Here is a 12,519-nt window from a genome sequence, read left to right as displayed (position 1 = left end):
GTGGTCTCAGGCGGGGAGGATCAGTTCTCCGCCGAGCCTGGTGATCCGGGTGAGCGGGAAGTCGAGGGGGTTGGTGAGGCACCGGACGGAGCCGCCACCCTTGTGGAACTCGGTGAGGTCGAGGACGACCACGCGCAGGCCGAGGCCGGTGAGGATCTCGCGCAGGCGGGGTGAGCACGCCGGCATGACGATCGTCTCGTTCACCACGATCGAGTTCGCGCTGAACGCGAACGCCTCCTCGTCGGTGAGCACGATCGGGTCCGGCACGATCCCGAACAGCTCCGCCTGGCTCTCGGCGTCGAACGCCGGCGGGTAGACCATCGCGTGCGTGCTGTCGACCGGGCAGAACGGCAGGTCGAGGTGGTACATGCCCTCGTGCGCGATGCGCATCCCGCGCACCCGGATACCCCACTCGGTCGCCAGGTGCTCGAGCGCCTCGGCCTCGGTGCGCGGCCCGTAGCCGACGACGAGGCTGTCGCCGAACACGAACGCGTCCCCGGACTCGAAGTGCGGCCCGACCCCGTCCGACCCGGTCCGGCCGAGCGCGAACCCGTGCTCGGTGAACCAGTCGCCCGCCGTGAGCGACTCCCTCCGCCGCGGCTCGAACCGCATGTGCGAGAGCATGGCCCGCCCGTCCACGGTCGCCAACCCCAGGTTCATCGCGTAGACCATGTCCGGCGAGTCGGGCCGCTGCGCGAGCACCTCGACCTCGCCGCCGGCGTCCGCGATCGCCTGTCGCAGCGAGTCCCACTGCTTCAGCGCCAGCTCGGAATCCGGCTGATCCTGCGTGGACATGTACGGGTTGATCACGTAGTCGATCCGGAAGTGGTCCGGGCGGACCATCAGATACCGGCGACCCCACTCCAGCGACTCACTCATGCACACCCCTCTGCTCCCGACTCACCCCGCGCCCCTGAGCGAAGCGACGGGCGCGGTGCCTCTTGACATCCTTTGCCAGATCCCCTGATTGTCCGACAATCAGTCAGTGTGCAGCCTCGCCCGGCCGTACGCAACACAGTCGTCGGATGTGATCAAGACAGGCTGGTCCGCCGCTGGTGTAAGGACTAACCTGCGGTCATGACCCCTGACAACGAGGTTCGCTTCCGCGGCTGTCTGGACGATGTGGCGGCTTACAAGCCCGGTCGTCCGCCCGCGCGCACCGACGGCCGGCCGACGTACAAGTTGTCCAGCAACGAGAACCCGTACCCGCCGCTGCCAGGTGTCCTCGCCGCCGCGACCGAGGCCGCGGGACAGATGAACCGCTACCCCGACATGGGCGCGGTCGACCTGCTCGAGGCGCTGTCGGCCCGGTTCGGCGTACCGACCAGCGACCTCGCTGTCGCAACCGGGTCGGTCGCGCTGCTGTACCACCTGCTGCAGGCGTCGTGCACCGACGGTGACGAGGTCGTCTACGCGTGGCGCTCGTTCGAGGCCTACCCGATCGCGGTCCAGCTCACCGGCGCGACGTCGGTCCAGGTGCCGCTGACCGACGACGCCCGGCACGACTTCAAGGCGATGGAGGCCGCGCTCACCGAGCGCACCAAGGCCGTCCTGGTGTGCACGCCGAACAACCCCACCGGTCCGGTCGTACGCCGGGACGAGTTGCTCGCGTTCCTGGACGTCGTACCGTCGAACGTGCTGGTCGTGATCGACGAGGCGTACCGCGAGTTCGTCCGCGAACCCGAGATCGTCGACGGGATCGACGTGTACCGGGACCGGCCCAACGTGGTCGTATTGCGGACTTTCTCGAAGGCCTACGGCCTGGCCGGCTTCCGGGTCGGGTACGCCGTCGCGCACCCGCCGGTCGTGGCCGCGATCCGCAAGTGCGCGCTCCCGTTCGGCGTCAGCCACGTCGCCCAGGCCGCGGCGATCGCGTCGCTGGCCGTGGAGGAGGAGCTGCTCGAGCGGGTCGAGGCGCTGGTGACCGAGCGGACGCGAATGGTCGGCGAGCTGCGCGCGGCCGGGTGGGACGTGCCGGAGACGCACGCGAACTTCGTCTGGATGCCGCTCGGCGACGACACCGTCGCGTTCGCGGAGGCGGTCCAGGCCGAAGGCGTTTCGGTCCGCCCGTTCCCCGGTGACGGCGCCCGGGTCAGCATCGGCGAACGCGAAGCCAACGACCTGTTCCTTTCCGTCGCCCGCGCCTGGCGCCAGTGAGCTCGCTGGTCTGGATCTCGGGCGCGTCTGCCGGGATCGGCGCGGCGCTGGCGGCGTCGGTCCCGTACGCCGACGCCCGGGTCATCGACCTGTCGCGCCGCGGCGGCGGCCCGGCCGAGCACTTCAAGGCCGACCTCGCGGACCCCGGTGACTGGGTACGCGTCGAGGAGCACTTCCGCGAGGAGCTGGCCGGGTACGACGGCGAGCGGGTCGTCTTCGTCCACAACGCCGGCACGATCACGCCGATCGCCCCGGCGGCCGCGGCCGACCGCGACGAGTACGCCCGCGCGGTCCTGCTGAACTCGGCCGCACCCCAGGTTCTAGGCCGAGCCTTCCTCCGGGCGACGGCTGCGCTTCGATGCGATCGCCACCTGGTGATGCTGTCGTCCGGCGCGGCCAAGACGGCGTACGCCGGCTGGTCCTCCTACAACGCGGGCAAAGCCGCCGTCGAACACTGGGTCCGCACCACCGGCGCCGAACAAGCTGCCGACGGCTGCCGGGTCATCGCGGTGGCCCCCGGCGTGGTCGACACCGCCATGCAGTCCGAGATCCGCGCCACCTCCGCCGAGAACTTCCCGACGGTCGGCCGCTTCCACGACCTCAAGAACACCGGCGCCCTCTCCACCCCCGCCGAGGCAGCCGCCGGCATCTGGTCCCTGCTCACCCGCGACCTACCCAACGGCTCCTGCGTGGACCTGAGGAACCTCTGGCTGGAGCTCACTCAGCCGCGCCGGCTCTGGGGGCAGGCAGCACTCGACGGTGCCCGTGAACAGGATATTTCAGGTGGTCTGCCACCAGTTCCTGGTCAAGCCCCGGCTGGTGGTCACCCCGCCCGCGGTACGCCTGAGGACGAGAAAACGCCCGGCCCGCGCTGGGACGGGGGCCGGGGGTGGAACGGCGCCGGGAGGAGTGAGGCTTTCTCCCGGCGCCGCCGTTGCTGTTACCGAATCAGTCGCCCCACCGAGGTGACTCTTTCGGGTCCTGCATCACTGACCAGGGAGGGGTCAGTTGTCCTGCTCGGAGTCCAGCTCGCAGGTCTTGAGCACGTCGACGGAGTTGCCGTCGTTGCCCAGGCCCAGGACGCCGGCCAGGTCGCTGACCGGGACCTGCCCACCGACGGCGTTCACCGGAACGTCGTTGTGGCAGACCTGGAACGGGCCGACGTTGTTGCGGCTGACCGACACGAGGCCGTCGTCACCGACGCGGTACCACTTGCTGTTGTTCTGCTCCGAGTCCAGCTCGCAGGTCTTGACGGCGGTCGCGCTGTTGCCGTCGTTGCTCAGACCGACGATCCCGGTGATGTCGGTGACGGGCACCTGGCCGCCGACCGCGTTGACCGGAACGAAGTTGTGGCACGCCTGGAACGGGCCGAGGTTGTTCTGGTCGACGGAGACGAGCGAGCCGTCACCCTTCACCCAGTACCAGTGCTTGCCGCCCTTGCCGTAGCCCTTGCTGGCCAGGGACGCCGCGTCGGCCAGGCCGGTGGTGCTCTTGGCGTCGTCGATCATGTTCGCGCTCACGACGGTGGCCAGGCCCAGGGTGGCGACGGTCGCCACGGCCGCGGCAGCGGCGATCTTGCGAGTTACCTGCATTATGCCAGGTTTCCTTTCGGGTTTGACGGATTCGTCTTAGTGGTAACGACACCTGGCGGGGACGGTTACAAACTTTTTCGTCAGCTATTCGACCCAGGCCGGCCTCATAGCCCCCGCGTGATGGGTTTGCTGACAGCGCAACGAACCCGCTCTGACCAGGCAACTTGCCGGTAACCGGGCAGGTGGAACACTTCTCTCTCCTGCTCGGCGGGGGCCGTAACCGATGCGGGGGTCCGTCGTTGAGTCTGCGCGGGTGACGGATGAAACCCGGTGATTCGGAAGATTGTTTTCGGTGGGCTCGGTGGTCGCCGAATTGGCAATACCATGATGAATCGGAATATCGTTGGAACCATTGCCGTAGTTCCGCGCCGTGTTTTTTCGGGGCACAGTGCCGGACGGCAACCAGGTCCCGCTGCCGCGCGCATCGGCAGCGGTGGGAGACCCGGGTCCTCAGGGGCCCGGGTCTTTCCTTCTCAGGACGTCGTCCGCGGCCGGCGCTCGGCCGTCACCACCAGCGCCACGCCGACGATGATCACCGCGCCGCCGAAGAGGATCTGCCAGGTGACGTGCTCGTCCAGGATCAGCCAGCCGAGCAGCACGGCGACGCCTGGGTTCACGTAGGCGTAGGTGCCGATCAGCGAGATCGGGGCGTTCGCCAGCAGATAGCTGTACGCCGTGTACGCGAGCAGCGACCCGAACGCGATCAGGTAGGCCAGCGCGATCCACCCGGACGTGTCGATCCGGTCGAGGTGGAGCCGCCCGGGCTCTCCCCGCAGTACGCCGATCAGCACCATCGCCGTACCGCCGAACAGCATCTCGTAGAGCGCGGCCACCAGCGGGTCGCGCGGCAGACCGAGGCGTGGGGAGAACCGTGAGCCGGTCGCCCAGCAGATCGTGCCGACGACCAGGATCGCGACCGACAGCGGCTTCGCACTCGTGTCGCCGCCGGAGAGCGCGAGCAGCGCGACGCCGCCGAAGCCGATCAGTACGCCGACCCACGTGAGCGCGCGCGGACGATCGCCGCCACCGACGCGCAGCAGCATCAGCCACAGCGGGATCGCGGCCACCAGCAGTGCCGCGAGCCCGGACGGCACAGTCTGCTCCGCGATCGCGACCGCGCCGTTGCCGAAGGCGAGAAGCAGCAGGCCGACGACCGCCGCGCCGACCGCCTCCTGCCGGGTGATCCGGAGCCGGCGCCACCCCGACTTCAGGCTCAGGAAGGCGGCCAGCAGGACGCCGGCCACCAGGAACCGGGCGGACATGCCGAGCATCGGCGGGATCTCGGCCTCGACGACCACCCGGATCCCGAGGTAGGTCGAACCCCAAACGACGTACACCACCGCGAGCGCGGACCAGATCATCGCCGTGGACGCCTGCCGGCCGCCGCTGGCGTCAGGCAGAGCGGCAGGGGAAGCGGCAGCCATCCTCGTCCTCACCGTCAGGGGTGTAATGCAAGAACAGTCATTACGCTAGGCGTCGGCGCGGATCGGCGCAAGGCGGTTTCCGGTCAGCAATCCGCTGTTTCCCGCCAGGTCAGGTCCTCCCGGCCGAGGTCGGCGCCGGCCGGGCAGGTCGGTCCGGCAGCAGGAGCTGCCACAATCGGTATCCAGTTGTGACGCTTGTCGCACGACTCAGCGATTGCCTGTCACATGAGCGGAAAGATATGACCACTTGACGGACTGGTGTCTCAGCCGAGGACCAGTTTCGGTACCGCCGTACCCGCGAGCGTCCAGACAGTTAGCGGATCAGGCAACTGCTGGGTACGGTGTGCGGCAAGTAATACAGCCAGGCAGGCCGGTGAGGAGGTCTACTGGTAGAGAGACAGTGCATCAACCCCTGGATCCACGCGGTCCTGCCTGCGAAGCCTCACCCGGCTGAAGGGCCGGCCCCCGTGCAACGTTGCGGTCGCGGCGATCCCGCGCTCGAACCCGAGGAGTGCATGTGAGTGAGTCGGTGCCGGGTACCGTCCCGGAAGTGTTCGCGCCCCACGAGGCGCCGGTCAGTCCGCCCCAGGCCTCCGAGGAGGTCGAGTTCGTCCAGTTGCTGACGCCCGAAGGTGAGCGCGTCAAGCACCCGGACTACTCGTTCGACCTGGACGACGAGGCGATCAAGGGCTTCTACCGGGACATGGTCCTGGTCCGCCGGATCGACACCGAGGCGACCGCCCTGCAGCGCCAGGGTGAGCTCGGGATCTGGGCATCGCTGCTCGGCCAGGAAGCCGCGCAGATCGGCTCCGGCCGCGCCCTCAACAGCAAGGACATGGTCTTCCCGACCTACCGCGAGCACGGCGTCGCCTTCTGCCAGGGCGTCGACCCGCTGCGGCTGCTCGGCCTCTTCCGCGGCGTCGACCAGGGAGCCTGGGACCCGCGCGACAACAACTTCCACCTGTACACGATCGTGATCGGCGCCCAGACGCTGCACGCGACCGGGTACGCGATGGGTCAGCAGCGCGACCACGCCATCGGCGACGCCGAGAACGGCGAGGCGACGATCGCGTACTTCGGCGACGGCGCCAGCAGCCAGGGCGACGTCAACGAGGCGTTCATCTGGGCCTCGGTGTTCAACGCACCGGTCGTGTTCTTCTGCCAGAACAACCAGTGGGCCATCTCCGAGCCGATCGACCGGCAGACCCGGATCCCGCTCTACCAGCGCGCGGCCGGCTTCGGCTTCCCCGGCGTCCGCGTCGACGGCAACGACGTCCTCGCGACGTACGCCGTCTCCCAGCAGGCGCTGAAGCGGGCCCGCGAGGGCAGCGGCCCGACCCTGGTCGAGGCGTACACGTACCGGATGGGTGCGCACACCACCTCCGACGACCCCACGAAGTACCGGCTAAACGAGGATCTCGAGCACTGGAAGCTCAAGGACCCGATCGCCCGCGTCCGCGCCTACCTGACCCGCTCGGCCGGTGTCGACGCCGAGTGGTTCGACCAGATCGACGCCGACGCGGACAAGATCGCCGCGGAGCTGCGGGCCGGCTGCCTGTCCATGCCGGATCCGTCGCTGACCGACTTTTTCGACCACGTGTACGTCGAGCAGACCGCACAGCTGGCCGAGCAGAAGCAGCAATACGCCGCGTACGCCGCCTCGTTCGAAGGTGAGGGTCACTGATGGCGAAGATCAGCCTCGGCAAGGGCATCAACATGGGCCTGCGGGCGGCCATGGAGGCCGACCCGAAGGTCGTCGTGATGGGTGAGGACATCGGCAAGCTCGGCGGTGTCTTCCGGGTCACCGAGGGCCTGCAGAAGGACTTCGGCGAGGACCGGGTGATCGACACCCCGCTGGCCGAGTCCGGCATCATCGGCACCGCGGTCGGCCTGGCGCTGCGCGGCTACCGGCCGGTCTGCGAGATCCAGTTCGACGGGTTCGTCTTCCCGGCGTACGACCAGATCATCAACCAGGTCGCGAAGATGCACTACCGGTCGCTCGGCAAGATCAAGATGCCGGTCGTCATCCGGATCCCGTTCGGCGGCGGCATCGGCGCGGTCGAGCACCACTCGGAGTCGCCGGAGTCGCTGTTCGCGCACGTCGCCGGACTGAAGGTGGTCTCCTGCGGCGACCCGGTGGACGCGTACTGGATGATCCAGCAGGCGATCGCCTCCGACGACCCGGTCGTCTTCTTCGAGCCGAAGCGGCGGTACCACGAGAAGGCCGAGCTGGACGAGTCCGTCCCGCCCGCGCTGCCGCTGCACCAGTCGAAGGTGATCCGCGAGGGCACCGACGCGACGCTGTTCTGCTGGGGCCCGATGGTGAAGACCTGCGTGCAGGCCGCCGAGGCCGCGGTCGAGGACGGACGGCAGCTCGAGGTGGTCGACCTGCGGACGATCTCGCCGCTGGACCTGCCGGCGATCTTCGCGTCCGTGAAGAAGACCCGGCGCGCGGTCGTCGTCCACGAGGCGCCGTTCACGCTCGGCCCGGGGGCCGAGCTCGCCGCCCGGATCACCGAGGAGTGTTTTTACCACCTCGAGGCGCCGGTCCTGCGGGTCGCCGGGTTCGACATGCCCTATCCGCCGTCGCGGATGGAGGAGGAGTACCTGCCCGACCTCGACCGCGTGCTCGACGTCGTCGACCGGGTGATGGAGTACTGATGGGCATCCAGCAGTTCCGGCTCCCCGATGTCGGTGAGGGTTTGGTCGAGGCCGAGATCGTCAGCTGGAAGGTCAAGCCCGGCGACACGGTCAAGCTGAACGACACCGTGGTCGAGATCGAGACGGCGAAGTCGCTGGTCGAGCTGCCGGTGCCGTTCGCCGGCACCGTCACCGAGCTGCTCGTGCCGGAGGGCGAGACGGTCCCGGTCGGTACGCCGATCATCGCCGTCCAGACCGAGTCCGCCGCCGGCGACGAGGGTCAGCTCGCCGACGACATGGTCCCCGCGATCCCGGACGAGCCCGAAGCCGGCAAGATCGGCGGCGAATCCCCCGGTGGCCGCACCGCGGTCCTCGTCGGCTACGGCCCCCGCACCACCGAAGCCAAGCGCCGCCCCCGCAAGGGCGCCGAGCCCGCAGCCTCCGCCGGCTCGGCGCCGGCTCCGGCCGGTGGTGCGCAGCCTGGCACTGCGGTGGGTGCCGCAGGCGTCGCTCAGCCTGGACCGGTTGGCGCCCCGGTTCCGGCCGCCCCCTCCTCGTCTCCCGTTGCTGAAGGCAACGTTGGCTCCGTGCACGTGCTGGCGAAGCCGCCGGTGCGGAAGTTGGCGAAGGACCTGGGGATCGACCTGGCTGCGGTGACTCCGACCGGTGACGGCGGGATCATCACCCGGGCGGACGTCGAGTCACACGCTGCCGGTGCTCAGGTGGCCGAGCCTACGGTTGCTGTCGCGCCGGTCGAGGCCGCGCCTGTGGTGAGCGGGCAGGGTGACACCCGGGTGCCGATCAAGGGTGTGCAGAAGGTGATGGCGCAGGCGATGGTGGCCAGCGCGTTCACCGCTCCGCACGTGACCGAGTGGATCACCGTCGACGTCACCGAGACGATGGCGCTGGTCGAGCGGTTGAAGGGTGACAAGGCGTTCCGGGACCTCCGGGTCTCGCCGCTGCTGATCGTCGCGAAGGCGGTCACCCTGGCGGCCCGCCGTACGCCGATCGTCAACGCGGCCTGGGACGAGCAGGCCCAGGAGATCGTCTACAAGGCCTCGATGAACCTCGGGATCGCCGCGGCCACTCCGCGCGGCCTGATCGTGCCGAACATCAAGCGCGCCGACTCGCTCACGCTGCCCGACCTCTGCGCAGCGCTGAACGACCTGGTCGCGACGGCTCGCGAGGGCAAGACCCAGCCGGCCGACCAGGCGGGCGGCTCGTTCACGATCACCAACGTGGGCGTGTTCGGGGTCGACGCCGGGACGCCGATCATCAACCCGGGTGAGGCCGCCATCCTCGCGTTCGGCGCGGTCCGCAAGCAGCCGTGGGTGGTGGACGACGAGATCGTGCCCCGCTGGATCACCACGCTGGCGCTGTCCTTCGACCACCGGATGATCGACGGCGAGAAGGGCTCCATCTTCCTCGCCGACGTCGCCGGCATCCTCGAGGACCCCGCCCGCGCCCTGATGTTCTGAGCAGTACGACGGACGACGAAGGCCCGGGCGACCACCGCCCGGGCCTTCGCGCATCTCAGCGCAGAGTGAGAGCGAGCTTTCACGGTCGCCCGCCCGCCCGCACCGAGCTGATGCGCGGCAGCCACCTCCCCGAGCTCGCCGTACCACGCCGACCGGATACCGCGCCTCGTACTTGGATGGGCGCGCGAACCTTGGTGAGAGGGTGGAGCGGTGCTCGTGTTGATGGTGGTGCTCGGTGCGGCGGTGCTGCACGCGGCCTGGAACGCGATGGCGCACGGGGTGCCGGACCGGGTGGCCGGGTTCGCGCTGCTCGGCCTGTCGACTGGGGTCGTCGGGCTGATGGCCGTCGTGATCAGCGGTCCCCCGCCGGCCGGGACGTGGCCGTACATCGCCGCCTCGGTTGTCCTGCACTGTCTGTACTACACGGGGTTGCTGGTGTCGTACGAGCTCGGCCAGTTCAGCCAGATGTATCCACTGGCCCGCGGTACGTCGCCGTGGGTGGTGGCTGTGGTGTCGATCGTCGTACTGCACCAGCGTCTCGCCGTGGCCGAGCTGGCCGGCGTACTGCTGATCTCGGCCGGGTTGATCGCCCTCGTCTTCATCGGGCGGACCGGCGGACGGACGCAGACGACGGCCCTGCTCGCCGCCGTCGGCACGGGCCTCGCGATCGCGGCCTACACGGTGGTCGACGGCATCGCGGTCCACAAGATGCCGGTGATCACGTACCTGGGGTGGGTTTTCATGATCCAGGGCTTCCTTGTCCCGCTCGTCTCACTGGGCGTCCGCGGCCCCGGTGTCTTCCGGCAACCCCGATCGGCCATCCTCACCGGCCTCGGCGGCGGCCTCGTCTCGATGGTCGCCTACGGTCTCGTCCTCTGGGCCCAGACCCGCGGCACCCTCGCCGCGATCGCCGCCCTTCGCGAAACCAGCATCATCTTCGGCGCCGTCATCGGCACCCTCTTCTTCGGCGAACGCTTCGGCCCCCGCCGAGCCTTGGCCGCCGTCGTAGTGGTCGCCGGCATCGTGCTGATCAGCGTGAGTTGAACCACGGACGGTGGATGAGACACGAGCGCCCGCCGGACGATCACAGTCGTCGGCGGAACGTGGTCCGTCGAGTGACTGCCGTCGCCTCCGCGAGCACAGTGCACACACGGTGCGTACGGCCGGGTGCGTGGCACGGCGACCAAGGAGCCGCGCGTGAGGTGACCCGAGTTGTGAGGAGAGGGGGTCCCGGGCGGGGGACCCCCTCTCGGACTGGTTAGCGGTGGACGGCGTCGAGGGAGTCGGCCAGGCCTTCGCCGTAGAAGGCGTTGTTGTCGGTGGTGCCGGTGCAGCGGGTGTCGACCGGGGCGGTCGGGCAGGCCGTGTCGTCGGCCTGCGTGCGCAGGGCGGACTCGAGTTGGCGCGGGCCCCACCACGGATGGGTCGACTTCATCAGGGCCGCGACGCCGGCGACGTGCGGCGACGCCATCGACGTACCGCTCATGTTTCCGTAGCCGCCGCCGGGCAGTGTGGACAGGATCGAGCTACCGGGCGCGGCGACGTCGATCTTGTCGAGTCCGAAGTTCGAGAAGCCGCTGCGGACGCCGGTCCGGGTCGTGCTGGCGACGGTGACCACGCCGGGCAACTCGGTCGGCATGTCCAGGCAGTCGTTGTCGATCGTCCGCGTCACCGGGGTGGTGTCGTTCGGGCTGCTGGTGTCGGTGGTCTTGTTGGCCAGGTCGTAGTTCGCGTTGCCGGCCGCCGCGACGGACAGGACACCGCGCCCGGTGGCGTAGTCGACCGCACGGCGCACCGCTTCCTGCACGGCGCCCTGGTCACCGTTGTCCTTGCACCAGAACATGTACGGGTCGATGAAGTAGCTGTGGTTGGTGATGTCCATGTGGCGCTCGGCGGCCCACACGAAACCACAGATCGCGTACTCCGGGTAGATGAATCCGTCGTCGTTCACCACCTTGACGGACGCGATCCGGACGCCTGGCGCGACCCCGACGATGCCGACACCGTTGCGTGCGGCCGCGACGGTTCCGGCGACGTGCGTGCCGTGCGAGCTGGTGGTCGGCCGCCAGGCACCCTCGCTCCGGTCCGGTACGCCGTTGTCGACGCAGCTGACCGAATCCGCCGCGGAGAAGTTCGGCGCGAGGTCCGGGTGGGCGTCGTCGACGCCGCTGTCGTTGATGCCGACCAGGACCCGGCGGGAGCCGTCGGTGACCGCGTGCGCCAGGTCCGCCTTGATCTGGACCATGTCCCACTGGTCGACCTCGCGCGGATCCGGCACCGGCGCCGCCTCGGCCTCGCCGAGCGACTTCAGCCCGGACGCGGCCGGCCCCTCGCTGACGGCGGCCGTCCGGGTGGCGCCGACGGACTGCACCTCCCGCCCGTACTTGCCCGCGCGGACAGCGGACTTGAAGTCCGGGTTCGTGGACTGGGCGACCACGACGCCGAGCTGGCTGTACGCCTGCAGCACCGTGCCGCCGGCCGCCTCGACCGCCTTCTCGACCTTGCGGACGTGCCCCGGTGAGGCCTTGCTGTTGACGACGTAGTTCATCAGCGGTCCAGGCGCGGCCACCGTGGCTCGGTCGGCGGCCGGTACGGCGTTCGCCGTGGTGGCGCCGAGGGCGGTCAGGGCCAGCCCGGCGGCGGCCAGGCCGGCGGTCAGCCGGCGGGAACGGGAGCTTCGGGTCACGCGGACTCCTCCAGGGGCGGGGGCCGGTGGGCCCCAAGAGCTAGGTAACCCGAAACTCTAGGCCGGTTTCCGGGACGGCGGAGATCTTCATCCACAACGCAGGGGAAACCCTGCACCTGCAGCCACGACCGACAACGCGCAGTCGCGCTGCTCTCGGTGGTGAGGCGGTTCGTCACTACCCACGGTCCGGTTGTGCACAGCGGGTTGCCCACATCTGTGGGTTGGCCTGTGGATAACTGGTGGACAAGCTGGGGAACAACGGTGGACGGCCGACGGTTGCTAAGATAGATACAACAGAGATACCAGTCGTATGGGTAAGGGAGTTCAGTGACAGGCGGGGTGCCGGAGCATGAGCCGGCGACAGCACGGGCCCGGACCGGGGCCGACATCCAGTTGGGGGACGAGACCGCGGAGATCGCCCGGGTGGTGGTCGAGGCGGCGCCGGGGGTGGAGAAGATCCCGGCAGCCGAGCGCGTCTACGCGTACGTGAAGGCCGCTATCCTCGACCGCACGTATCCGGGCGGAGAGCTGCTCACCGAGGG

Annotated in this window: 9 protein-coding genes and 2 pseudogenes; 7 read left to right on the top strand and 4 right to left on the bottom strand. The window is 69.4% G+C overall.

Going from position 1 to position 12,519, the window contains the following annotated elements:
* Positions 1-6 precede the first annotated feature (6 nt).
* Positions 7-879, bottom strand: coding sequence for a dimethylarginine dimethylaminohydrolase family protein (locus E1218_RS04155; protein ID WP_132316401.1), 873 nt, complete (start codon positions 877-879; stop codon positions 7-9).
* Positions 880-1,077: 198 nt separating this feature from the next.
* Here E1218_RS04155 and hisC point away from each other — a divergent pair, with 198 nt between their 5' ends.
* Together hisC and E1218_RS38080 are read left to right on the top strand one after the other, a co-directional pair.
* Positions 1,078-2,157, top strand: coding sequence for a histidinol-phosphate transaminase (gene hisC, locus E1218_RS04150; protein ID WP_132316399.1), 1,080 nt, complete (start codon positions 1,078-1,080; stop codon positions 2,155-2,157).
* Positions 2,154-2,792 (top strand): annotated as a pseudogene (locus tag E1218_RS38080) (SDR family NAD(P)-dependent oxidoreductase); the annotation flags it as partial. The gene hisC and the pseudogene E1218_RS38080, both read left to right, overlap by 4 nt.
* 369 nt (positions 2,793-3,161) lie before the next feature.
* On the opposite strand, the gene E1218_RS04140 reads toward E1218_RS38080, so the two are convergent.
* Positions 3,162-3,749 carry a hypothetical protein gene (locus E1218_RS04140; RefSeq protein WP_132316397.1) on the bottom strand — a complete coding sequence of 196 codons (588 nt, stop codon included), beginning with the start codon at positions 3,747-3,749 and terminating at the stop codon, positions 3,162-3,164.
* 473 nt (positions 3,750-4,222) lie between these two features.
* Positions 4,223-5,173, bottom strand: coding sequence for an EamA family transporter (locus tag E1218_RS04135; protein ID WP_132316395.1), 951 nt, complete (start codon positions 5,171-5,173; stop codon positions 4,223-4,225).
* Between the two features lie 517 nt (positions 5,174-5,690).
* Here E1218_RS04135 and pdhA point away from each other — a divergent pair.
* From pdhA to E1218_RS04115, 4 genes are all read left to right on the top strand, one after another.
* A complete protein-coding gene (pdhA, locus tag E1218_RS04130; RefSeq protein ID WP_132316393.1) occupies positions 5,691-6,857 on the top strand; it encodes a pyruvate dehydrogenase (acetyl-transferring) E1 component subunit alpha in 1,167 nt (388 codons plus the stop codon).
* Positions 6,857-7,834 (top strand): alpha-ketoacid dehydrogenase subunit beta, encoded by a 978-nt coding sequence (locus E1218_RS04125; RefSeq protein ID WP_202865764.1) that lies wholly within the window; start codon positions 6,857-6,859, stop codon positions 7,832-7,834. The genes pdhA and E1218_RS04125 overlap by 1 nt, the downstream gene beginning before the upstream one ends.
* Entirely contained in the window at positions 7,834-9,291 is a 1,458-nt protein-coding gene (locus E1218_RS04120) for a dihydrolipoamide acetyltransferase family protein (protein ID WP_202865763.1), read from the top strand. Before E1218_RS04125 ends, E1218_RS04120 begins: the two co-directional genes overlap by 1 nt.
* Before the next feature lie 210 nt (positions 9,292-9,501).
* Positions 9,502-10,335, top strand: coding sequence for a DMT family transporter (locus E1218_RS04115; RefSeq protein ID WP_202865762.1), 834 nt, complete (start codon positions 9,502-9,504; stop codon positions 10,333-10,335).
* A 214-nt stretch (positions 10,336-10,549) separates the two neighbouring features.
* On the opposite strand, the gene E1218_RS04110 is transcribed toward E1218_RS04115, so the two are convergent.
* Complete coding sequence (locus tag E1218_RS04110; protein WP_132316389.1) at positions 10,550-11,977, bottom strand: S8 family peptidase; 1,428 nt, start codon at positions 11,975-11,977, stop codon at positions 10,550-10,552.
* 327 nt (positions 11,978-12,304) lie between these two features.
* Between E1218_RS04110 and E1218_RS36995 the strand changes: the two are divergent.
* A pseudogene (locus tag E1218_RS36995) lies at positions 12,305-12,519 on the top strand (hypothetical protein); the annotation flags it as partial.

It is taken from the genome of Kribbella turkmenica (genome assembly GCF_004348725.1).
GTDB lineage: Bacteria > Actinomycetota > Actinomycetes > Propionibacteriales > Kribbellaceae > Kribbella > Kribbella turkmenica.
Note: the sequence above shows the minus strand (reverse complement) of the source record. Positions and strands in the feature narration are given on the sequence as shown.